Raw genomic sequence first — 22,391 nt, 5'->3', positions numbered from 1 at the left:
TTTCCCGGGGCCGGCGATCGACCGGCGCAGCGGCAAGAGACAGCGGATTCCGTGGTTGAACCACATCGACGGAAAGTTCCCGCTGGCCGCCGCCGCTGCCGCCCGCCCACAAGGGGCCCTTCACGGACGCAGATTCCCGCAAGGGGCCCCTCACAGACCCAGATTCCCCCAAGGGGCCCCTCACGGACTCAGGGCCCGCGAGCGGGCGGAGCGGGCGCGGGCGCAGGAGCAGGCGCGCCCAGGTCAGGTGGTCGCGGCCGGGTGTACCGCGACGGTCGCGGCCTTCACCGACAACGTCACCGCCGAACCGGGCTCCAGGGCGAGTTCGGCGACCGCGGCCGGGGTGAGGTCGGCGGTCAAGCCGCGCGCCCAGCCGTCGGCCTCAGCGCGGACACGAATCACCGGGCCGTGCGGCTCGATCGCCGCGATCACCGCGTCCGCCGTATTGCGCGGGCTGCCGCGATGCTCGCCGTCGTGCGGATAGACCGCCACGGCGTTCGGCGCGAACACTGCCACCGCGGGCTCCCCCAGCACGACGTCCGGGGTCGGGATACCCGACACCACCTCACCCGAAGCGGTCCGCAGCCCCTCCTCGACCGCAGTGCCGGCGACGAGGTTGAGGCCCGCGATCCGCGCGGTGAACGCCGTCCGTGGTGCCGAAAGCACCGCACGGGTCAGGCCGCGTTCGACGATCCGGCCGTCGTTCATCACCGCGACGTGGTCGGCGAGCGCGAGCGCGTCCAGCGGATCATGCGTGACGAGCACCGTGGTCGGGCCGGTTTTGAGCACCCGCCGCAACAGGCCGCGGATCGCCGGTGCGGCATCGACGTCGAGGGCGGCGAACGGTTCGTCCAGCAGCAGCAGATCCGGTTCGGCCGCCAGCGCACGGGCGATCGCGACGCGCTGCGCCTGTCCGCCGGACAGCTGCCCGGGCCGCCGGTCGGCGAGGTCGGCAGCGTCCACTTCGGCCAGCCAGTGCAGGGCCCGTTCCCGCGCCGCGGTGCGACTGGATCCGGTGGCACGCGGCGAAAAGGCGACGTTGTCCGCTGCCGAGAGGTGCGGGAACAGCAGCGCGTCCTGCGACAGCAGCCCGATCCCGCGGCGGTGCGGCGGGACCCCGGCCAGTTCCCGCCCGGCTACCGTGATCTCCGCCGAGGCCGGCGTGATCAGCCCGGACAGGCAGCCCAGCACGGTCGACTTGCCCGAGCCGTTCGGGCCGAGCAGTGCCAGCACTTTCCCGGTGGGCACGTCGAGCGACACGGACAGTTCGAACGAGCCGCGGACGGCCTCGATCCGGGCGGCAAGGCTCACCGCAAACCGCCTTCCCATGAACGCGGCCGCGCGACGGCGATCACGACGAGCGCCACCACGATCAGCAGCAGGGACAAGGCGACCGCACTGTCGATGTCCACTTCGGCCTGCGTGTAGACCTCCAACGGCAAAGTCCGCGTTACCCCTTCCAGGCTGCCCGCGAACGTGATGGTCGCGCCGAACTCGCCGAGCGCACGAGCGAAGCTCAAGACCACGCCGGAGCCGAGCGCCGGCAGCAGCAACGGCAGCGTCACCCGGCGGAACACCGTCCATGGGCGGGCGCCAAGCGTCGAGGCGACCTGCTCGTAGCGGTCACCCGAACCGCGCAGCGCGCCTTCGAGACTGACCACGAGAAACGGCATCGCGACGAAGGTCTGCGCGATCACCACCGCGGCGGTCGTGAACGGCACCTGCTCGCCGCTCAGCCAAGTGATCAGCATCCCGAGGAAACCTTTGCGGCCCAACAGATACAGCAGGGCCAGTCCGCCGACCACCGGTGGCAGCACGAGCGGCAGCAGCACCACCGAACGCAGCAGCCGGACGCCGCGCACCCGGGACCGGGCCAGCACGACCGCCAGTGGCACGCCGAGCAGCACGCAGGCGAGCGTGGACAGTGCGGCGGTGGTCAGGGAAAGCCGCAACGCGCTCAGCGAGGACGGCGTGACCAGCAGCGACGGCAGCCGGCCGAGGTCAGATCGGACCAGCAGGCCGACCACCGGCAGGACGACGAGCGCGAGCGCGACGACGGCGGGGAACCAGAGGATCAGCGGCACCCGGGCGTGCGGCGACCGATTGTCGGCCGCCGCGCCCGAGCGCGCCTTACTTGCCAGCGCCGAACCCGATCTTGGCCAGCTCGGCCTTGCCCTGCGGGCCGAGGACGAAGTCGGTGAACTGCTTGGCCAGCGCCGCCTGCGGGGCGTTCTTCACGACCGCGATCGGGTACTGGTTGACCGCGCCGGACGCCTCCGGGAAGTCGACCTTGTCCACCTTGCCCGCGGCCGAGGTCGCGTCGGTGACGTACACCAGGCCGGCGTCCGCGTCGCCGGACTGGACCTTGGCCAGCACCTGCTTGACGTTGGTCTCCTCGCTCACCGGCTTGAGCTGGGTGCCGGTGGTCTGCTCGACCTTCTGGGTCGCCGAACCACACGGCACCTGCTGCGCGCACACCACCACGTTGAGGCCTGGCTTGACCAGATCCGCGAAGGTCTTGATGCCCTTCGGGTTGCCCTTGGCGACCGCGATGGCGAGCTTGTTCGTGGCGAACACAGTGGGCTGGCCGTCGAGCACGCCGTCCTGGCTGGCCTTGTCCATGTTCTTCTGGTCGGCCGAGGCGAACACGTCGGCCTTGGCCCCGTTGTCCAGCTTCTGCACCAGCGCCGAGGACCCTTCGTAGTCGAAGGTGACCTTGACGCCCGGGTGCGCGGCCTCGAACTGCTTGCCCAGCGCGTTGAACGACTCGGTGAGCGAGGCGGCGGCGAACACCGTCAGCGTGCCGCTCGACGGAGCCGGGACAGCCGCGGTCCCCGGACCGGAGCCGGTGCTGGGCTCGTCGCTGGAGCTGCAGGCGCCGGCGGTCAGCGCGATCGCCGCGGTTCCGGCGACGGCGAGGGCGAGCTTCTTCATCTGGATCCTTCCGGGGTTTCCACCACGACGGTGGTCGCCTTGACCACGGCGACCGCGAGCACGCCCGGGCGCAGCCCGAGTTCGCGAACCGCCTCGGTGCTCATGAGTGACACGACTCGGTGCGCCCCGCACTGCAGCTCGACCTGAGCCATCACCTTGTCGGCGACGACCTCGGTGACGAGCCCGACGAAGCGATTGCGGGCGGAGCGACCGACCGCCGACGGATCGTCCGGGCCGGCGGCCTGGTTCCGGGCGAACGCGGCGAGCTGGGCACCGTCGACCACCTTGCGGCCGGCGGCGTCGTCAGTGGTGGTCAACTGGCCCGCGCGCACCCACCGGCGGACCGTGTCGTCGCTGACGCCGAGCAGCCGGGCGGCCTCGGACAACCGAAATTGCGGCATGGCCGGAACATTATCTCCGCAGATGCGGAAAAGCCATCCGCGATGCCTATTCTTCGGTAACGCTTCGGCCATTGCGCGCAGATAACCGGCGAACACTTTCCGCTCCTCGGAATCGGGCTCGGCGGACCCTTCCGGCCGGCACTGGATCCGATCCGCGGCAAGGACCTTCACCCACCGCCTGAACTGCGGAAATATCTCGCGAAGTGAGTCATCTCACTGCTCCGCCGCGAAGAGTGCGCCGCCCCGGCGCTCACCGAGAGCGGCGGTACCGGAACCGTGGGCAATTTTCTGGTTTGCGCGAGCCTGCCTTTTCGGCCTGGGCGGGCTATCCTGAGCACAATGACGGCAGTAGATCTCGGGTTTCCTCGTGTCCCCGGCAACCGAGGCACGTCCGGCACGCCCCGGCCCGAGCACCCAGGACTCGTCGATTCCTTCGGCCGGGTCGCGACCGACCTCCGGGTCTCCCTGACCGACCGGTGCAACCTGCGCTGCACCTACTGCATGCCGGCCGAGGGCCTCGACTGGATGCCGAACGACCAGGTGCTCACCGACGACGAGCTGATCCGGCTGATGCGGATCGCGGTCGAAACGCTCGGCGTCACCGACATCCGGCTGACCGGCGGCGAACCGCTCCTGCGACCCGGCCTGGAGCGGATCATCGAGCGGGTCACCGCGCTCGAACCGCGGCCCCGGGTGTCGATGACCACCAACGGGATCGGGCTGGCCAAGCGCGCGCCTGGCCTGGTGGCGGCCGGACTGGACCGGATCAACGTCTCGCTGGACACCATCGACCGCGAGCGGTTCGCCGAGCTGACCCGCCGCGACCGGCTGCCGCACGTGCTGGCCGGGCTGGCCGCCGCGCGCGACGCCGGCCTGTCTCCGGTGAAGGTCAACTCCGTGCTGATGCGCGGATACAACGAGCACGAGGCGGTGCCGCTGCTGCGGTTCTGCCTGGAAGAGGGCTACCACCTGCGGTTCATCGAGCAGATGCCGCTGGACGCGCAGCACGGCTGGAATCGCCGCGACATGATCACCGCCGAGGAGATCCTGGCGATGCTCGGCGAGGAGTTCGAACTGGCCCCGTTCCCGGCCCCGCGCGGCGGCGCGCCCGCCGAACGCTGGCTGGTCGACGGCGGCCCGGGCGACGTCGGCGTGATCGCGTCGGTGACCCGGCCGTTCTGCTCCGCGTGCGAGCGCACCCGGCTGACCGCGGACGGCGCCGTCCGGTCTTGCCTGTTCTCGAACGACGAGACGGACCTGCGCGCCCTCGTGCGCGCGGGCGCGCGCGATGAAGAGGTGGCGGACGCGTGGCGGGCCACGATGTGGGGCAAGCTCGCGGGCCACGAGATCAACGAGGCCGGGTTCGCGCAGCCGATCCGGCCGATGAGCGCGATCGGCGGTTGAGCATGACCATCCCTTCCCCGCCGGCCCCGGCCGCCACCGCGGCGACCTCTTCGTCGATGACGGTCGTCGTCCGGTACTTCGCCTCGGCCCGCGCCGCAGCCGGTACCGAAGAGGAGAAGGTGGAGCTGGCGAACGGCGCCACCGTGGCGAACGCCATCGAGGCGCTGCGGGCGCTGCACCCCGGCGGGCTGTCCCGGGTGCTCGACGCTGCCAGTTTCCTGGTCAACGAGGTCGCGGTGCGCGATCGCGGCCGTGCGCTCAGCGACGGAGCACGGCTGGACGTGCTGCCGCCGTTCGCCGGCGGCTGAATCCGCCCGGTTTGTTCGCCGACAACTGGCTCTGCCCGGTGCCCTCGCCGACGGCGGATGTCCGTGAAGGGCCCTTTCAGGGACTTGGATTCCCTCAAGGGGTCCTTCACGGACCGACCAGCGGACCGTCCGGCGCGCACGACCCGCGGCAAGCTCTAAGTAATGTGCCGTGCACGCTCAGTGACTTTTGCCTGCCGTGCAGCGTCCTGCCAGCCCTCGCGGCCGACCCCTTGCGTTCATCCGCCGTTCTCCCGGCTGAGCGCCGCACAGACCGACTTCCCCGGCCTGTCCGGCCATCTGGTCCGGACCACGCCAAATGGCGGCATACGCGCGCTGAGCGGCCATTACTCTTTATCCCTACTCTCCGAAGCGTTTCGCTCACGGCGTATTCCAGCTGCTCAAAGAACCACTCCAGCTGCAGTGGCGGACTGATCGACGAGTGGTTTAGGGTGCCCGCGCTTAACCGGCGCGAATGGACCCCTGACGCCTTATCGACGTGATCCAAGCCTCACGATCCGTGAAATATCTCGGCAAGAAAACGGGCAGATAACGACGCTCTGACCTGCATAAACAAGGCGATCGAACGAGGTTGCGTGCCGCTACTGTGACGTAGGTCACAGCCCGAATAATTTCCGATCACGGCGCTCATTACGTACCGTCGCTTTTCGGTTGGCCCCGACCAACCAAGCAACACCGGGAATCCGTAGCGCCGAGCCCTGTCCGACGGATCCCGGACCCATACCCCGAGCGAAAGCATTTCCGGACAGGGACGAGGGGACGAAGACAGCGCGTCGTGCGCCGTCCGCGTCAGCCGCCCGGCAACGGGCGGACGGGCTCCCAACCCGACCCGCAGCGAAGCTCGCAGGCGCAGGAATCGAGAAGTTTCAGATGTCTTACCGAGGCAAGCACCGCAAGATGTCCGCTGCCACCCGCACCATCGCCCGTGTCGCAGTCGCGGGTATCGCGGTCGGCGCCCCCCTCGCGATCGCCGCGACCCCCGCGTCGGCGACCAACTGGGACGCCATCGCGCAGTGCGAGAGCGGCGGCAACTGGAGCACCAGCACCGGAAACGGCTACTACGGCGGCCTGCAGTTCACGCAGAGCACCTGGAAGGCCTACGGCGGCACCGGCAGCCCGCAGGGCGCGTCGCGTGACCAGCAGATCGCGGTTGCCGAGCGCGTTCTCCAGGGCCAGGGCATTGGCGCCTGGCCGGTGTGCGGCAAGAAGGGCGGCAGCGCCGCCTCCGCGCACCAGTCGACCCCGAAGCAGAGCACCAAGTCGGTCAAGAAGCAGGTGACCGCTCCGAAGAAGGAGGTCACCCAGCAGGTGGCCGCGGTCGCGGGATCGAACCCGAACGGCGACTACACCGTCGTCGCGGGCGACACACTCTCGAAGATCGCCAAGGAGCACAACATCCAGGGCGGCTACCAGAAGCTGCAGGACCTGAACAAGCAGTACGTGCCGAACGCGAACTTCATCGTCGTCGGCCAGAAGCTCGCCACCAAGTGACCCGAGCCTCCTCGTGAGGCGGGTTCCGGCGCAGCTGCTGCTGTGACTGAACGCCCGAAAGGCCCCACCGCGTCAATCCCCTGGCGGTGGGGCCTTTCGTCGTCTCCAACCTGGTGAGTGGCCGCGCCGGTGAGAACCGGTCCGGCCGCTCCCGAGCGGATCAGGGCGAGTTGACCCATTCGTCGGTGCCGTCGGTGAAGTGCTGGTGCTTCCACACCGGAAGCCGCGCCTTCACCTCGTCGACCAGCTCCGCACACGCGGTGAACGCCTGGCCACGATGCTCGGCGGCGACCGCGCAGGCGAGCGCGACGTCGCCGATCGTCAGCGGACCGACGCGATGGCTCACGGCCACCGCGCGTACGCCCTTCCAGCGCGCCGCCAGGTCCTCGACCACCTCGGCGAGCACGTCCCGCGCCGTCGGGTGGCCTTCGTAAGTCAGATCGCGCACGCCCTTGCCGCCGTCGTGGTCGCGCACCACGCCGGAAAACGTCACCACCGCCCCCGCGGCCTCGTCCTCCACCAGCCGCGCGTGTTCCTCGACCGACAGCGGCTGGTCGCTCACGTCCGCGCGCAGGATCCGGACCGGCGGACCGGCGGGGGCGGCCTCGCGCGGGTGGTCGCCGCCGGCGAGCTGGTCCACCGCGTGGTCCAGGATGTCGGTCAGGACCCGCAAACCGTCCTTCACGCCGCCGCTCGACCCCGGCAGGTTCACCACCAGGGTCCGCCCGGCGACCCCGGCCACGCCGCGGGACAGCACCGCGGTGGGCACTTTCGGCAACCCGGCCGCCCGGATCGCGTCCGCGACGCCGGGCAGCTCGTAGTCGAGCACCGCGCGCGTGACGTCCGGGGTCCGGTCGGTCGGCGAGATGCCGGTGCCGCCGGTCGTCAGGATCACCTGGACGCCGTCCGCCACCGCCGCCCGCAGCGCCAGGCCGACCGGGTCGCCGTCCTCGACGACGACCGGCGCGGGCACCTCGTAGCCCCGCTCAGCCAGCCAGGAGACGAGCACCGGCCCGGTCTTGTCCTCGTAGACGCCTCGCGCGGCGCGATTGGACGCGACGATGACGCGTGCCGTGCTGGTCATGGCCGCTCCCAGGTCCCGGTCTTGCCGCCGTCCTTGCGGATCAGCCGCACGTTGTCGAGCGTCGCCGCCGGGTCGACGGCCTTGATCATGTCGTGCAGGGTGAGCCCGGCGACCGCGACCGCGGTGAGCGCCTCCATCTCGACGCCGGTGACGTCGGTGGTCTTGGCCGTCGCGCTGATGTGCACGGCGGCCCCGTCCAGCTCGAACTCCACCTTGACGCCGGACAGCGCGATCTGGTGGCACAGCGGGATCAGCTCGGGCACCCGCTTGGCGCCCATGATCCCGGCGATCCGCGCGGTCGCCAGCGCGTCGCCCTTGGGCAGGCCGTTGGCGGACAGGAGACCGACCACCTCTTCGGTGGTGTGGACCGTCCCGCCGGCCAGCGCGGTGCGCTTCGACGCCGTCTTCTCCGAGACGTCGACCATCCGGGCGGCGCCGGATTCGTCTACGTGGCTGAGTTCACTCACGACCGCGAGGCTACTGCGCAACTTCGCCCAGAGTCCGTGAAGGGCTCCTTGAGGGAATCTGATTCCTTCAAGGAGCCCTTCACGGATGGAACGAGGCTGGGTCAGCCGGCGCGTTCCGCCCGCACCGCCTTGCGCACCGCTTCCGCGACCGCCGGGGCGACCGCGTTGTCGAACACGCTGGGGACGATGAACGACGCGTTGAGCTTGCCGTTGTCCACCACGTCGGCGATCGCGTCGGAAGCGGCCAGCAGCATGGAATCGTCGATGTTGTTCGCCGCCGCGTCGAGCAGGCCGCGGAATACGCCCGGGAACGCGAGCACGTTGTTGATCTGGTTCGGGAAGTCGCTTCGGCCGGTCGCGACCACCGCGGCGTGCTTCTGCGCCTCCAGCGGGTCGATCTCCGGGTCCGGGTTGGCCAGCGCGAAGACGACCGCGTCGTCCTTCATCGTGGCGACCTGCTCGGCCCCGAACAGGTTCGGGGCGGAGACGCCGATGAAGACGTCCGCGCCGACCAGCGCGTCGTGCAGGGTGCCGGACTGGCGCTCCTTGTTCGTGTGCTCGGCGATCCAGGTCAGGTTCTCGTCGAGGTTGCCGCGGTCCGGGTAGACGATGCCGTCGATGTCGGCCGCCACGATGTCGCCCGGGTTCTTGCGCAGCAGCAGCCGGATGATCGCCGAGCCGGCCGCGCCGACCCCGCTGAGCACGATCTTGCAGTCCTCGATGTTTTTCCCGACCACGCGCAGCGCGTTGCGCAGCGCGGCGACCACCACGATCGCGGTCCCGTGCTGGTCGTCGTGGAACACCGGGATGTCCAGCGATTCGCGCAGCCGCTTCTCGATCTCGAAGCAGCGCGGCGCGGCGATGTCTTCCAGGTTGATGCCCCCGTAAACCGGGGCCAGCGCCTTCGCGATCATGATGATCTCTTCGGTGTCCTGGGTGTCCAGGCAGACCGGCCAGGCGTCGACGCCGGCGAACTTCTTGAACAGCGCCGCCTTGCCTTCCATCACCGGCAGCGCGGCGGCCGGGCCGATGTTGCCGAGGCCGAGCACCGCGGAACCGTCGGTGAGCACCGCGACGGTATTGCGCTTGATGGTCAGCCGGCGCGCGTCCTCCGGGTTCGCGGCGATCGCCTGGCACACGCGGGCGACGCCCGGGGTGTAGGCACGGGAGAGGTCGTCGCGGTTGCGGAGCGCGACCTTGGGGCTGACCTCGATCTTGCCGCCGAGGTGGATCAGGAACGTCCGGTCCGACACCTTGCGCACGCGGACGCCGGGCAGCGTTTCGAGCGCCTGGGTGATGTCCTGCGCGTGGTTCTCCGAGAGCGCGTTGGCGCTGATGTCGACCACGATCATGTCCGCGTGCGACTCGACGACGTCGAACGCCGTCAGCACGCCGCCGACGCGGCCGACCGCGGTGGTCAGGTCGCCCGCGGCCGAGGACGAAGCCGGGGCCTCGACCCGGACGGTGATCGAATACCCGGGACCGGGAACCGGCATGACTCGTACTCCCCGCTGGTGAGGTGGTTCAGACGGGTCCGAATCTAGTCCGGTGACCCGCGCCACCTCACCCCAACCGGGTGACTGACCAGTAACTTCGCGCTCGCGGGCACCCGGCGGAGCGGCTACCCGCGAGCGGACGCAGGTCAGCGGTTGATCTCGGTCTCCGGGTGCGTGTAGGGCACCGTGTCGAGCGGGAAGGTCACATCGCCGAAGGGCGAAAGCGCGCCCTGCCGGTCCGAGGACAGCTCGGTGACCGGGTGCTCGCCCGGCTCGCCCGGCCAAGTGGGGTCGATGCCCTTGGTCTTTTCGCCCTTCGCCACTGCTTCCTCCGAGGCCCTCGTCCGGCTAACTCGCACACAGTCTGCCTGAACGCCGGACGTGCGCGCGCACCCGCCCGGTATCCTGGACGTCTATGCCCGCGACCTCCCTGGCGGACTGGCTGCGTGCGGAGTCCGACGACGCGCTCGCCGAGCTGCTGCGCACGCGGCGCGATCTGTCCACGCCGCCCCCGTCCGACACCACCGTGCTCGCCACCCGCGCCGGCACGCCGGGGTCGGTCGCACGAGCCTGCGAAGACCTGGACACGTTCACCCTGGCGGTGCTCGACGCACTGCTGGTGGCCGGCGCCGACACCGATCCGGTGCCGTCGTCCGCGGTGACCGCGCTGATCGGCCGCGACATCGACGCCCCGCTCGCCCGGCTGCGGTCCCGGATCCTCGTCTGGGGGTCCGCCGAGGAGCTGCGCGTGCCGCCGGCCGCCCGGGACGCGCTCGGCCCCTACCCGGCCGGGCTCGGTGCCTCGTCACCCGCGCTGGCCGCCACCGACATAGACGCCCGGCTCGCCGAGGTCGGCGACGACGAGCGGGCCGTGCTCACCGCACTGGCGGCCGGCCCGCCGATCGGCCGCACCCGCGACGCGAGCTTCGACGTCTCGCTGTCCGACGCGGCGACCCCAGTGCAGAAGCTGCTCGCCCGCGGCCTGCTGCTGCGGCGCGACGACCAGACGGTCGAGCTCCCCCGCGAACTCGGCCTCCTGCTGCGCGGCGGCCTCGCCTTCGATCCCTCGGCGCTGACCGAACCCGAGCTGCCGGTCAATCCACATCGGACGGACACTGTGGACACCACGGCGGCCGGCGAGGCGATGGAACTGCTGCGGCAGACGGAATCGCTGCTGCGCGCCTGGTCGGACTCGCCGCCTCCGGTGCTCAAGTCCGGCGGGCTCGGCGTACGCGAGCTGAAGAAGCTGGCCAAGGATCTCGAAGTGGACGAGACCCGGGCGACCTTGCTCGCCGAACTGGTCGTCGGCGCGGGACTCGTCGCGGACAGCGAAAACACCGCTCCCGAGTGGGTGCCGACGATGCTGACCGACAGCTGGCTCGCGTCGCCGTCGGTGCAACGCTGGATGACGCTGGCGCAAGCCTGGCTGGAACTGCCGCGCCTGCCCGGCCTGGCCGGCGGACGGGACGCGAAAGACAAGCCGATCGCTCCGCTGTCCGAGGAACTTCGCCGTCCGCTCGCCCCCGTCTCCCGGCGGCGAGTGCTGCTCGCGCTGGCCGAACTGAACCCGGGCACCGGCGTGAAAAGCCCGGACGAACTGGTTGCCGTGCTGGCTTGGCGCGCCCCTCGCCGAGGCGGCCGGCTGCGCGACGAGACCGTGCGCTGGACCATGAACGAGGCCACCGCGCTGGGCCTGATCGGGTTGGGCAGCCTCACCACCGCGACCCGGCTGCTGCTGGAAGAGGACCGCACCGGCGCCGTCGAAGCAATGCACGACGCCCTGCCCGCGCCGATCGGTCACGTGCTGGTGCAAGCCGACCTCACCGTGGTCGCACCCGGCCCGTTGGAACCCGAGCTGGCGGCGGAGATGGCCGCGGTCGCGAATGTCGAATCCGCTGGCCACGCAACGGTTTACCGCATCACCGAGCAGTCCGTCCGCCGCGCACTGGACACTGGCCGAACCGCCGACGAACTGCACGCGATGTTCCGCGACAAGTCGGCGACCCCGGTACCGCAGGGGCTGACCTACCTGATCGACGACGTAGCCCGCCGCCACGGCCGCCTCCGCGGCGGTGCCGCGGGTTCGTTCCTGCGCTGCGACGACGAGGCCCTGCTTGCCGAAGTACTCGCCCACCCGGTAGCCGCGGAGTACGACTTACGCCTGATCGCGCCGACGGTCCTGATCAGCTCCGCGCCGCTCGGCGAAGTACTGGAAGCCTTGCGCAGCGCGGGTTTCGCCCCTGCCGCGGAAGGCCCGGACGGCCGCGTCGTAGATCTGCGCCCCACCGGACGACGGCTTCCCGCACGAGCCCGAGCAGCGCGCCCGCGCGCAGGCGAACAGGCAGTGCTGACCGACGAACAGACCGCACGAATCGTGTCGAACCTGCGCGCGGGCGATCAAGCGGCCGCACGACGACGCGGGTCGACCGTCCGCGCACCAGGCGGCGGCGGTGCCGACACCACCGCGACCCTGGACCTGCTTTCCCGCGCCACACTGGAACAACGGGAAGTGTGGATCGGGTTCGTGGACTCCCGGGGCACGGCCAGTCAACGGGTAGTACGCCCGATGCGAGTCGGCGGCGGCGTCCTGGAAGGCGCCAACAACGAGCGGTACCCGTTGCACCGCATCACTTCCGCCGCGCTCGTCGAAGACTGACCGGGCGACCGTCCTTCACGACATCAAGAACCCGGCTCAGAGCCGCCGCAGCCCCTGCAAAACCCGCTCCATGAACTCCCGCGAAGACCGATCCCCCAGGATCAGCTCAGTCTGGTGCAGCAGCACCAGTCCGATATCCGCCATGTCCCCCACCAGCACCTTCACCACGCCCAACGGCAAGTGCAGGTGCGCGGCGATCTCCGCGACCGACCGGGTTTCCAGGCAAAGATCGCAAATCCGCCGATGCTCGATCGAGCGCACTCCGCGATACCGACGGCCTTCGTCGCTGGTGGAAACCAACGCCTCCAGCGCGAGGTTGTGGTCCGACCGGGTCCGTCCACGAGTGCGCGCGTACGGCCGCACCCGAGACTTGGTCGGCTGCGTCGGCGGCTCGGGTCGAACCGGCTCCGGCACCGGCTCCGATTCCGTCCCGGACCAGAACTGATCCAGGTCGGACGCCCCCGCGGCGGGCTCGCCGTCGGCGTACCGCTCCTCCGCATAGGCGTTTCGAGACTCCGCGGAGAACCGGTCCGTCTCGTACGGATCCTCCAGCGCGTGCCGGCTGCGCCGCTCCTCGTCGGCCGGCCGCCGCTGATACGCCGACCCCTCCGGCACCGCCCGATCCTCCGGACCCGGCGACCCGGCGTACTCGTCGAACGAATACGGGTCACGCACCGCCGGCTGACCTGCCGAAGCCGCCGGCGCGGGTTCCTCCCAGTAACCGGACTCGCCGTCCTCGACCCACTCGTACCCGTCGTCCCACGACTCTTCCCGCACCGGAGCGGGCGGCGGCAGCACCGGCGCGACCGGCCGCGGCGCCACCGGGGCCGGAGCCTGGGCCGCCCGCGAAGCCGGCGGAGGAACGGGCCGAGCCGGAGGCGGAGCGGCCGGACGCGGCTGCCGGTGCGGCAACCGAACGCCCAACGTGCTCATGTCGAAGCGGCTGGGCGAGTCGAACGACTCGCGTTCCGTCCCTTTGTGCAAGGCGTCCCAGGCGCCGGTCTCCTGTTCGCCGAATCCGGAGATCTTCATCCGCTACCCCAGCACCCCGCCGCCCTGCAGCTGCGCGCGCAGCTCCGGCGTGATCTGTTCGCCGACCCGTTCGACCAGCAACGTCATCTCGTAAGCCACCGTTCCGATGTCGCAGGTGGGTGCGGCCAGCACCGCGAGGCTGGACCCGTCGGAGACCGACATCAGGAACAGGTACCCGAGTTCCATCTCCACCACGGTCTGGTTCACGCCGCCCGCCTCGAAGCAGCGCGCCGCCCCCTGGGTCAGGCTGACCAGCCCGGACGCCACCGCCGACAGCTGCTCGGCCCGGTCCTGCGGCAGTCCCTCCGACGGCGCGAGCATCAGGCCGTCCGCCGACACCAGCACGGCGTGCGCCGCGCCCGGGACCCGGCGCACGAAATCCGAGATCAGCCAGCTGAACGTGCCCTGGTCCGCTGACCGGCCGGAATCGGTCACTGTCCCTCCAAGCTGTCGAACGCTGCCGTGCGTCCGCTCCTCCCGGCAGGCCGTGGGGCCTGGCCGCGAGGCGGAGACGCCGCTCCAGCGTATTCACGCGCCCGGTCGTGTCGAGCGTGCGTCCGGGCACCGTACGTGTCTGCCGGTGGCGACAACGCGCGAACGCATGCACAACCACGCATTCGCGGGTCACTCGGTGGTGGCAACGGGCACCGTGCGCAGTGGGATGTCCGCGCAGGTCACCGCTGGTCCGGCGGCCGATCGGGCTCGCCGGCGCCCCTCGGCAGGGGCAGAGCTCCACGGTCTGCCCCCGGTCGGCGGCACCACTGCCCGAAGCGGGTGAAGCCGGTGGAGTTCACTCCAACGGCCGCACCCGCGCCGGGGGCGGGGGACGGGAAGACTGGGTCTGCGGTTCCTCCTTCGCGGAAGGCGGCGGGGACCGCGGGCGGGGGCTAGCCCGCCCGCAAAGCCGTGTCGTGCGCGATCGCGTGCTGCACGACCGAGATCAGCACCTGCTTCGCCGATTCCCGCTCCCGCGCGTCGCACGCCATGATCGGCACCGACGGCGAGATGGTGAGCGCGTGCCGCACGTCCTCGATCTGGTGGTGCAGCAGCCGGTCGAAGCAGTTAATCGCCACGACGTAGGGCAGCTTCCGGTTCTCGAAGAAGTCGATCGAGGGGAACGCGTCGGCCAGCCGGCGCGTGTCCACCAGCACGACCGCGCCGATCGCGCCGACCGCGAGGTCGTCCCACATGAACCAGAACCGGTGCTGCCCCGGCGTACCGAACACGTACAGCACGAGGTCCGAGTCGAGCGAAAGCCGGCCGAAGTCCATCGCCACCGTGGTGGTCGACTTGTTCGGCGTGGCCGACGTGTCGTCGTGGCCAACGCTGGCCTCGGTCATCATGGCCTCGGTGGTCAGCGGGTCGATCTCGGAGATCGCCCCGACCAGCGTCGTCTTGCCCGAACCGAACCCGCCCGCGACCACGATCTTGGCCGACGAGGTCGGACCTGCTTGCGGCGTGTTCGCGTCGGAGTCAAATTCTCCGAAGCCCACTGAGCACCCTTTCCATGAACTCGATACTGGGGCGGTCGCCCGAATTCTTGCTGCTGCTCGTGTGCACGAGCACCAGGCCGAGGCCCGCCACGTCACCAATCAGCACCCGCACCACGCCGAGCGGCAACCGCAGCAGCGCGGCCACCTCGGCGACCGACCGGGTGTCCAGGCACAGGTCGCAGATCGACCGGTGCTCCGGCACGCGGACCCGGTCGAGCACCCGGCCCTGCTCGCTGGTCGACACCAGCGCCTCGATCGCGAGGTCGTAGGTCGGTTTCGTGCGGCCGCGGGTGCGGAAGTAAGGACGGACGAGGCCGGAGGTCTCCACCTCGGCCGGCTCGTCCACGTACTCGCCCGCCGCCTGCGCCGGCAGAGCGGCGGCCAGGTCGTTCGACGACGGCCCGCCGTCCCGTTCGGCACTGAACGCGGCGAACTCGGCCGAGTCGTACAGCGGTCCGCTCGCCCCGCCGAACAGTTCCGCGCCGGGGCCGCCGAGCAGCCGTTCGCGGTACCCGGGCATCGCGGTGATGCCCGGCTGTTGTCCGGCGTTGGAGTCGGTCAGCCAGTTCGGCGGTTCGCGCACCGGTTCGGAATCCGCGGCCCGGACCTCCCGGGAACGCCATTCGCGGTCGACCCGGTCCCGGAAGGACTTCCAGTCCTCCCGGCTCTGGTCTCGATCGCCCCAGCCTCCGGTGTGCTCGTCACCGAGCCGGCCATCGCCGCGCAAGCGCCCGTCGTCCACGGTTTACTCCTGTAGTCCTAGGTCCGCCTAGCGACGGACCGCAGCGCCCTGCAGTTGTGCCCGCATCTCCGGTGTCAGCTGCTGACCGACCCGTTCGACCAGCAGCGTCATTTCGTACACCACCAAGCCGATGTCGCTCTCCGGCGAGCCCAGCACCGCGAGGCACGAGCCGTCGGACACCGACATCAAGAAGAGGAATCCGTTCGCCATCTCGACCACGGTCTGCGCGACCGGGCCGCCTTCGAAGACCTTCGCCGCGCCGCGCGCGAGGCTGGTCAGCCCCGAGGCGACGGCCGCGAGCTGGTCCGCCCGGTCCTTCGGCAGCCCGCGCGAAGACGCGAGCAGCAGACCGTCCGCCGAGACGACCACCGCGTGCGCCGCACCGGGCACTCGGTGGACGAAGTCCGTGATCAGCCATGCGAAGCTGCCCGCCGCGGTGGCGCCGACCTGCCTGCCGTTCGGCTGCACCGAGCCGCCTCCCGGCTGCACTCCCGCCCGTGTCACTCTCGCTCCTCACTGCTGTCGCTCACATACCCGGCCCCGGTGACGCGAACCCCGTCCTCGTCGAGCCGGGCTTCCGGCGGCCGCTCCTTCAGCGCATGCCGTCCGGACTTGTACCCACGCTGGAAGCTTGCCATCCGGCTGCGGGCAGCCGTCGCCGAGCGGGTGATCGCACCCGTTCCGGGCATTCCGGAGGTCGCGTCGGTGAACGAGTTCTGCTGCGCCGGTTCCGGCGCGTTGCCGATCGAGCCCGGGACCAGATACGCGTTCGGCACGCGCTTGGGCAGCCCGGCGGAGGTCATCTCCTCGTTCTTGGACTCCAGCAGCGACTGCGCCGCCTGCCAGCCCTCGTCGGAGACGCTGTGCCAGCTGTCGTCCGGTTCGTCCGTGCCGGGGTAGAGCGGGGTCGACTCGACCGGAGCCGCCTTCGCCGCCGGTTCGGGCCGGGACACCGGCTCGGTCGCCAGGTCGGACCCGTTCGCTTCGGCGGTCAGATCGGCCCCGTTCGCCTCGGCGGCCGGGGCCTCGGGCGCGGCCGCGGATTCCGCCGAGGCGCCAGTGTCGCCGTCTTCGCCCTCGCTGAACCAGCGCGACAGCACCGACTGGTAGATCGGCAGCCGCCGGGTCGGAACGTCGTCCTCGAGCGCCGCGGAAGCGTCGGGTTCGGCTGGCGTTTCCTTCGGCGCTTCCGGCGCGACGTACCTCGGCTCGCGCTTCGGCAACGCCAGCGGCGCGAACTCGGTCTGCGTAAGGCTCGCGCCGTCGCCGTTGGTGTCCCGGGTGAGCGGGGCGAGGTCCTCGGCGGTCGGCCAGGCCGGCACCTCCGAAGCCGGCACCGCCGGGCTCAGGAACGGGCCGGCCGCGCGGTTGCCCGCCACCAGGTCGTCCAGGCTGATCGGCTGGTCGAGCGGGACCAGTCCGCCGTTCTCGGCCGCACCGGCGGCCGACGCGGGCGAGCCGATCGCCTCGGTCAGCTCCGCCGCGGCGGGCGGCGGGGTGATCGGCGGCAGCGGTTCCGGCTCGCGGTTCAGCGGCGGCAGGCTCGGGTGCGAGATCTCGTTGCGGTTCGGTGGCGGCGGGGTGTGCCGCAGCGCCGGCGGGGTCGCCGCCCGGACCTGGGTGAGCAGCTCCATCGGAACCACGACCCGGGCGATCACGCCGCCCTCGATGTCCTCGTTCTCGCGCAGCCGCACCTCGATGCCGTGGCGCTGGGCCAGCCGCGCGACCACGTACAGACCCATCCGCCGGGTCACCGACACGTCCAGGTCCGGCGGGTCGGCGAGGCGCTCGTTGACCTCGGCGAGGCGTTCCTCGCTCATCCCGACGCCGTGGTCGGTGACCTGGATCGCCAGCGCCTTCTTGCGGGTGATGACCGCGCGGACGGTGATCTTGGTTTCCGGCTCGGAGAAGTACGTCGCGTTGTCGAGCAGCTCGGCGAGCACGTGCACGAGGTCGTGGATCGCCAGGCCCTGCACCGCGACCTCGGGCACGATGCCGATCTCGATCCGGGCGTACTGCTCGATCTCCGACACCGCCGCGCCGATGACGTCGGCCGCGGGCACCGGCTTGGGCACCGACTTCGCCAGGCCGGCGCCCGAGAGCACCAGCAGCGACTCGCCGTTGCGGCGGAGCCGGGTGGCCAGGTGGTCGAGCTCGAACAGGCTGGCGAGATGGTCCGGGTCCTGCTCGTCGGCCTCGAGCCGGTCGATGACGCCGAGCTGGCGTTCCACCAGCCGCTGCGAACGCCGGGAGAGGTTCACGAAGATGCCGTTGACGTTCTCGCGCAGCAGCGCCTGCTCGGCGGCCATCTTGACGGCCTGCTCGTGGACCACGTCGAACGAGCGCGCCACTTCGCCGATCTCGTCGCGAGAGTCGACCGGCACCGGTGCGACCGCCTTCTTCGAGGCGTTGACCGGGTCCGGGTCGTCCAGGATCGCCTGCACGGTTTCCGGCAGCCGGGTGTAGGCGACGTCCAGCGCGGTCTTCCGCAGCACCCGCAGCGGGCGCAGCATGAGCCGGGCGATGACGAGCATCAGCATCAGCGCGGCGATCAGCGCGGCGAGCACCACGACCCCGGCGACCCAGGCCGAGCGGACCGCGTTGCTGGCCAGGCTGTCGGCCTGGGCGCGCATCTGGCTCAGCAGCGACGCCTCGACCGCACGGAGCTTGTCGGCGGCGACCGCGGAGTCCTGGCCGAGCCCGGTCGGCTCGATGTTCAGCGGCTTGTTCTGCTGGGCGGAGGCGAACGCCTGGGTCTGCAGCCGGCGCCGTTCGTCGACCTCGGGACCGGAGTAGGTGTCGTTGTACAGCTGCACCTGGTCGGGCGTGGCGTTGGTGAGGAAGGCGCTGATCTGCGCGTCGCCACTGGCCTCGGCGGCTCGGGTCTCGTCGAGGAGGTTGCCGGGGAAGTCGTTGCGGAACGCGGCGATCTGCAGCGCGGAGTCGCCGCGGAGGATGTATTCCTTCGCCTCGCTGATCGCCTGGGTGCTGTTGCCGACCCGGAGCAGGTCCCGGTCGGTGGTGGCGGTGGTGACCTCGCGGCCGAGCTGGATCAGCGCGTCGAGCACCGAGGAGTAGGTGTCGAGGATCGCGCGGTCGGAGTAGCCGTTGGCCATCGCCTCGCGCAGCGGGCGCAGCGCGTCGAGGCGCTGGAGGCCGTGCGCGTACCGGTCGCTGGCGGCCTGGTCGGTGCTGTCCAGGTTGACCGCGGCGTTGCGCAGTTCGTCCACGTCGTGGTCGACCTTGGCGATCTGCGCGTCGAGGCCGGTTTGGCGCAGCGGGTCGTTCGACGAGACCCGGATGACCGCCAGTGCGCGCTCGCGCTGCAGGTCGTGCACGACCGCGGTGACCTTCTCGGCGAACGCGACCTGGTCGGCGGTGTGGCCCAGGTCGACCGCTGAGCGCACGTTGCCGACCACTTGCAGAACACCGAGCACGAGCGCGGTCAGCGTGGGGATGATGAGGATGAGGGCGAGCTTGGAGCGCAACCGCCAGTTGGCGAGAGCCAGCCAGGACCGCTGCCGCGGGCTGGCCGGATTCTGCTCGGCGGGAGCCTCCGCCGCGCCCGGGGTCTCTCCGTTCGGCACCGCCGCACCACCAAAGCCGTCCGGACCCGATGAGCCCGCTGATTCCGAACCTGCCGTGCTCCTGGCCACTACGCGCACGCTCCCGGCAGGTGGTCCATGACCAGATCGGCCTGGACCGCTGACCGAGCCGTTACACCCTTACGGGTGAAAAGATCGACTTCCTGGCGCGGTCGCTCGCCGCCTCGGGCGCGGAATCGGTTCAGGTCTGGCATGACGTTCGGTCCCCGCACGTGGTCGATCTTGTGGTCCGTTCGGCCGAGGCCACCCACCGCTGACTCGGCGCCTGCGGTTGCGGAGTGCCTTTTTCCCAAGGCTTGCTCTCACTACATCGGTGGTCCACACCCTCACACTGCAGCGCAGAGGGTAGCGAACGCTTGGCCGATTTGTAACCCTCCAGAAGTTGCCCACGGAGCACCCGGGCAGCCGATCAAGGCATCGAGGGCACCCACGCGACGTCCTCAAACCCCCGTGCACCTGGAGATTCGATCACCTGATCGAGTGACAAGCAACACTTCTGAATCGTATATGAACACCCATTGTGAGTGATCGACTGGTTTCTCTACAGTAGCCGCGTGACTCCGGACAATGAGCCACCTTCCCCCCGCGTCCATCCCAGACGCGGGCCCATTTGCTAGGAGCGACCTTGTTTGATGAAGCAGCGAGCAGCCGCCGCACCTACGGCAGGCGCGGATTCCTGTCGCTCGCGATGGCCGGCGGTGTCGCGATGACCGCGAGCGGATGCGGTCTGCTCGGCGGATCGGACGATTCGGGCAGCACGAGCGGCGGCTCGGGGGTGGAGAAGGCCAAGATCAAGGTGTCGATCATGCCGACCATCGACCTGGCTCCCTTCCACCTCGCGGTGCAGAACGGCTACTTCAAGAACGAGGGTCTCGAGGTCGAAACGGTCGACGCGGCCAGCGGTGACGCTTCGCTGACGAAGCTGATCGGCGGCGAGGTGGACATCGCCTACTCCAGCTACACGCCGTTCTTCATCGCCAAGAGCAAGAACATCGGCGACATCAAGCTGGTCGCCGACTGCTCCTCGGCCGGCCCCAAGAGCACCGAGATTGTGGCCCTGCCGGGCGGCCCGGTGAAGAGCGTGCACGACCTCGAGCACAAGAAGATCGCGATCACCGCGACCAACACCATTTGCGACACCCTGACCAAGTCGGTCATGCGTGACAACGGTGCGGACTTCTCCACCGTCACCTGGGTTTCGATGAAGTTCCCGGACATCGGGTCCGCGGTCAAGCGCGGCGACGTGGACGCTGGCTTCCTCACCGAGCCGTTCATCACCCAGTCGGCGAAGGTCAACGGCACGGTCGAGGTCATCGACACCGCGTCCGGCGGCACCAAGGACTTCCCGACCGCGGGCTTCGGCTCGCTCGGCAAGTTCACCGACGCGAACCCGAAGACGGTCGCGGCGTTCCAGCGCGCGATGGTCAAGGCCACCAAGGACGCCGCCGACCGGTCCAAGATCGAGCCGCTGATGGTCCAGTTCTCCAAGGTGGACGCCCAGACCGCGAAGCTCACCACGCTGCTGACCTTCCAGTCCACTCTGGACGCCCGGCGCATCCAGCGGGTGCCGGACCTGTTGCAGCAGTTCAACTCGATCCCGTCGAAGATCGACGTCGCGTCGATGATCGTCCCGCAGGTCAGCGCTTCCTGACGTGCGGATTCTCCGGAACCTGACCGGCCTGCTCGGCTTCCTCCTGATCTGGGAGGCGGTCGTGCGGGCCGGCCTGATCGACAAGAACGACCTGCCCCCGCCGACCGTGGTGTTCGCCCGGATCGGCCAGTTGCTCGGCGACGTCGAGTTCGTCCGCGACGCGATCGCCTCGGTGCTCGCCTGGATGATCGCGCTGCTGATCTCGATCGCCATCGCGGTGCCGGCCGGCCTGCTGCTCGGCAGTGTGCCGTGGCTGCGCGACGCGACCAAGTCGATCGTCGAATTCCTCCGGCCGATCCCGTCGGTCGCGCTGATCCCGTTGGTACTGCTGGTGATCGGCGGCGGACCGGAAGCGAAGATCACCCTCGCCGTATACGCCGCGGTGTGGCCGATCCTGTTCAACACCATCTACGCGCTCGCCGAGATCGACCCGCTGCTGCTGGAAACCGCGCGCACCTACGGCACCCCGCGCTCGCGCGTGCTGACCTCGGTCGCGCTGCCGCACGCCGCCCCGTTCGTGTTCACCGGAATCCGGCTGTCCGCCGCGATTTCGCTGATCCTGGTGATCAGCACCGAATTCCTGGCCGGCGCGAAGCTCGGCATCGGGCAGTTCGTGCTGGAAGCCAGCTCCGGACCGGGCCGGATGGACCTCGTGCTCGCCGGCACGGTGATCGCCGGGATCCTCGGCTACCTCGTCAACGAGGGGCTGGAGCGGCTCGGCAACCGGCTGTTCCGATGGAACGCCGCCGCTGAAGGAGCCGCCGCGTGAGTGTGGTCGTGAAGCCGTCCGCGGTACCCGGCCGGGTGAGCCGCGGACTCAGCGGGTTCGCCCGCAAATGGCTGCTGTTCGTCGTTCTCGTGGTGCTGTGGGAGATCGCCGCCCGGCTGGCCGGGAGCCCGTTCTTCCCGCCGCCGACGCAGATCCTCGGCGCGGCCGGGAAGCTGTGGTTCACCGGACCGGCGGCACACCTGTTCCTCGGCGACCCGGTATTCGACCACATCCTGCCGAGCCTCGCCCGGATCCTCGGCGGCTGGCTGCTCTCGGTGCTGATCGGCGTCGCGCTGGGCACCGCGCTGGGCCGTTCGCGGACCGGGATGGACTATGTCGGGCCGCTGTTCGCGTTCTTCCGCGCCATCCCGCCGCCCGCGCTGGTGCCGGTGTTCATCGTGCTGTTCGGCATCGGGCCGGGCATGCAGGTGGCCACGATCATCTTCGGTTCGGTGTGGCCGGTGCTGCTGAACACGGTGGACGGGGTCCGCTCGGTCGACCAGGTCAAGGTGGAGACGGCGCGTGCGTTCCGCACTCCGAAGCGGTACTGGATCGGGCTGGTCGTGCTGCCCGCGGCGCTGCCGAAGATCTTCGCCGGGCTGCGGCTGTCACTCTCGATCGCGCTGATCCTGATGGCGATCTCCGAGCTGGTCGGCGCTCTCAACGGCATCGGCTACGCGTTGATCGCCGCCCAGCGCGCGTACGACTTCGACCAGATGTGGGCGTGGATCGTGCTGCTGGGCATCCTCGGATACGGGTTCAACGCCGCGTTGCTGGGCATCGAGCGCCGGGTGCTCGGCTGGCAGCCCGGCCGGAACCGGAACTAGGAAGGTTTCCCGT

The 22,391-nt window shown here is 70.2% G+C and carries 20 protein-coding genes and 1 pseudogene; 7 read left to right on the top strand and 14 right to left on the bottom strand.

The window, feature by feature from the left end; translation table 11 throughout:
- Positions 1 to 243: 243 nt before the first annotated feature.
- Genes AMYBE_RS0137075 through AMYBE_RS0137060 form a run of 4 tightly spaced genes read right to left on the bottom strand, consistent with a single transcriptional unit; the run spans position 244 to position 3,335 of the window.
- Positions 244 to 1,311, bottom strand: coding sequence for a sulfate/molybdate ABC transporter ATP-binding protein (locus AMYBE_RS0137075; protein ID WP_020664456.1), 1,068 nt, complete (start codon positions 1,309 to 1,311; stop codon positions 244 to 246).
- Positions 1,308 to 2,075, bottom strand: coding sequence for an ABC transporter permease (locus tag AMYBE_RS0137070; protein ID WP_027928413.1), 768 nt, complete (start codon positions 2,073 to 2,075; stop codon positions 1,308 to 1,310). Before AMYBE_RS0137070 ends, AMYBE_RS0137075 begins: the two co-directional genes overlap by 4 nt.
- Before the next feature lie 55 nt (positions 2,076 to 2,130).
- Positions 2,131 to 2,934 carry a molybdate ABC transporter substrate-binding protein gene (gene modA, locus AMYBE_RS0137065; RefSeq protein ID WP_020664454.1) on the bottom strand — a complete coding sequence of 268 codons (804 nt, stop codon included), beginning with the start codon at positions 2,932 to 2,934 and terminating at the stop codon, positions 2,131 to 2,133.
- Complete coding sequence (locus AMYBE_RS0137060) at positions 2,931 to 3,335, bottom strand: TOBE domain-containing protein (RefSeq protein ID WP_020664453.1); 405 nt, start codon at positions 3,333 to 3,335, stop codon at positions 2,931 to 2,933. The genes modA and AMYBE_RS0137060 overlap by 4 nt, the downstream gene beginning before the upstream one ends.
- A 339-nt stretch (positions 3,336 to 3,674) precedes the next feature.
- Here AMYBE_RS0137060 and moaA point away from each other — a divergent pair, with 339 nt between their 5' ends.
- The 3 genes from moaA to AMYBE_RS0137045 all read left to right on the top strand — a co-directional run bounded on the left by moaA (position 3,675) and on the right by AMYBE_RS0137045 (position 6,556).
- Positions 3,675 to 4,739: a GTP 3',8-cyclase MoaA gene (moaA, locus tag AMYBE_RS0137055; RefSeq protein WP_020664452.1), complete on the top strand. Its 1,065-nt coding sequence runs from the start codon at positions 3,675 to 3,677 to the stop codon at positions 4,737 to 4,739.
- 56 nt (positions 4,740 to 4,795) lie between these two features.
- Positions 4,796 to 5,047, top strand: coding sequence for a MoaD/ThiS family protein (locus tag AMYBE_RS0137050; protein WP_027928412.1), 252 nt, complete (start codon positions 4,796 to 4,798; stop codon positions 5,045 to 5,047).
- 888 nt (positions 5,048 to 5,935) lie between these two features.
- Positions 5,936 to 6,556: a LysM peptidoglycan-binding domain-containing protein gene (locus tag AMYBE_RS0137045; protein ID WP_020664450.1), complete on the top strand. Its 621-nt coding sequence runs from the start codon at positions 5,936 to 5,938 to the stop codon at positions 6,554 to 6,556.
- A 160-nt stretch (positions 6,557 to 6,716) separates the two neighbouring features.
- Here AMYBE_RS0137045 and AMYBE_RS0137040 read toward each other — a convergent pair whose 3' ends face one another.
- The 4 genes from AMYBE_RS0137040 to AMYBE_RS45285 all read right to left on the bottom strand — a co-directional run bounded on the left by AMYBE_RS0137040 (position 6,717) and on the right by AMYBE_RS45285 (position 9,926).
- On the bottom strand, positions 6,717 to 7,640 hold the full coding sequence (locus AMYBE_RS0137040) for a molybdenum cofactor biosynthesis protein MoaE (protein WP_020664449.1): 924 nt from the start codon (positions 7,638 to 7,640) through the stop codon (positions 6,717 to 6,719).
- Positions 7,637 to 8,107 carry a cyclic pyranopterin monophosphate synthase MoaC gene (moaC, locus tag AMYBE_RS0137035; RefSeq protein WP_027928411.1) on the bottom strand — a complete coding sequence of 157 codons (471 nt, stop codon included), beginning with the start codon at positions 8,105 to 8,107 and terminating at the stop codon, positions 7,637 to 7,639. Before moaC ends, AMYBE_RS0137040 begins: the two co-directional genes overlap by 4 nt.
- Positions 8,108 to 8,208: 101 nt before the next feature.
- The gene (locus tag AMYBE_RS0137030) at positions 8,209 to 9,603 is read right to left on the bottom strand and encodes an NAD-dependent malic enzyme (protein ID WP_020664447.1); all 1,395 of its coding nucleotides are present in this window, start codon (positions 9,601 to 9,603) and stop codon (positions 8,209 to 8,211) included.
- A 146-nt stretch (positions 9,604 to 9,749) separates the two neighbouring features.
- Positions 9,750 to 9,926: a hypothetical protein gene (locus tag AMYBE_RS45285; protein WP_020664446.1), complete on the bottom strand. Its 177-nt coding sequence runs from the start codon at positions 9,924 to 9,926 to the stop codon at positions 9,750 to 9,752.
- Positions 9,927 to 10,018: 92 nt separating this feature from the next.
- Between AMYBE_RS45285 and AMYBE_RS0137020 the strand changes: the two are divergent.
- Positions 10,019 to 11,713 (top strand): annotated as a pseudogene (locus AMYBE_RS0137020) (helicase-associated domain-containing protein); the annotation flags it as partial.
- Positions 11,714 to 12,295: 582 nt separating this feature from the next.
- Here AMYBE_RS0137020 and AMYBE_RS0137015 read toward each other — a convergent pair.
- The 6 genes from AMYBE_RS0137015 to AMYBE_RS0136990 all read right to left on the bottom strand — a co-directional run bounded on the left by AMYBE_RS0137015 (position 12,296) and on the right by AMYBE_RS0136990 (position 19,113).
- Positions 12,296 to 13,291, bottom strand: a complete 996-nt coding sequence (locus AMYBE_RS0137015) for a DUF742 domain-containing protein (RefSeq protein ID WP_020664444.1) — start codon at positions 13,289 to 13,291, stop codon at positions 12,296 to 12,298.
- Between the two features lie 3 nt (positions 13,292 to 13,294).
- Positions 13,295 to 13,726, bottom strand: coding sequence for a roadblock/LC7 domain-containing protein (locus AMYBE_RS0137010; protein WP_020664443.1), 432 nt, complete (start codon positions 13,724 to 13,726; stop codon positions 13,295 to 13,297).
- Between the two features lie 452 nt (positions 13,727 to 14,178).
- Positions 14,179 to 14,784 carry a GTP-binding protein gene (locus AMYBE_RS0137005; protein WP_020664442.1) on the bottom strand — a complete coding sequence of 202 codons (606 nt, stop codon included), beginning with the start codon at positions 14,782 to 14,784 and terminating at the stop codon, positions 14,179 to 14,181.
- Entirely contained in the window at positions 14,765 to 15,526 is a 762-nt protein-coding gene (locus AMYBE_RS0137000; RefSeq protein WP_020664441.1) for a DUF742 domain-containing protein, read from the bottom strand. Before AMYBE_RS0137000 ends, AMYBE_RS0137005 begins: the two co-directional genes overlap by 20 nt.
- Positions 15,527 to 15,553: 27 nt before the next feature.
- The gene (locus tag AMYBE_RS0136995; RefSeq protein ID WP_027928410.1) at positions 15,554 to 16,030 is read right to left on the bottom strand and encodes a roadblock/LC7 domain-containing protein; all 477 of its coding nucleotides are present in this window, start codon (positions 16,028 to 16,030) and stop codon (positions 15,554 to 15,556) included.
- Positions 16,027 to 19,113, bottom strand: a complete 3,087-nt coding sequence (locus AMYBE_RS0136990) for a sensor histidine kinase (protein ID WP_020664439.1) — start codon at positions 19,111 to 19,113, stop codon at positions 16,027 to 16,029. Before AMYBE_RS0136990 ends, AMYBE_RS0136995 begins: the two co-directional genes overlap by 4 nt.
- A gap of 706 nt (positions 19,114 to 19,819) precedes the next feature.
- Between AMYBE_RS0136990 and AMYBE_RS0136985 the strand changes: the two genes are divergently transcribed.
- The 3 genes from AMYBE_RS0136985 to AMYBE_RS0136975 are packed head-to-tail and all read left to right on the top strand — an operon-like array spanning position 19,820 to position 22,378.
- Complete coding sequence (locus tag AMYBE_RS0136985) at positions 19,820 to 20,782, top strand: ABC transporter substrate-binding protein (RefSeq protein ID WP_020664438.1); 963 nt, start codon at positions 19,820 to 19,822, stop codon at positions 20,780 to 20,782.
- 1 nt (position 20,783) lies between these two features.
- Positions 20,784 to 21,551, top strand: coding sequence for an ABC transporter permease (locus tag AMYBE_RS0136980; protein WP_020664437.1), 768 nt, complete (start codon positions 20,784 to 20,786; stop codon positions 21,549 to 21,551).
- Entirely contained in the window at positions 21,548 to 22,378 is an 831-nt protein-coding gene (locus tag AMYBE_RS0136975) for an ABC transporter permease (RefSeq protein WP_020664436.1), read from the top strand. The genes AMYBE_RS0136980 and AMYBE_RS0136975 overlap by 4 nt, the downstream gene beginning before the upstream one ends.
- Positions 22,379 to 22,391: the final 13 nt, after the last annotated feature.

Origin of the sequence: Amycolatopsis benzoatilytica AK 16/65 (assembly GCF_000383915.1) — a bacterium.
In the GTDB taxonomy this organism is placed as follows: domain Bacteria; phylum Actinomycetota; class Actinomycetes; order Mycobacteriales; family Pseudonocardiaceae; genus Amycolatopsis; species Amycolatopsis benzoatilytica.
This window is presented reverse-complemented; position numbering and strand designations above follow the sequence as displayed.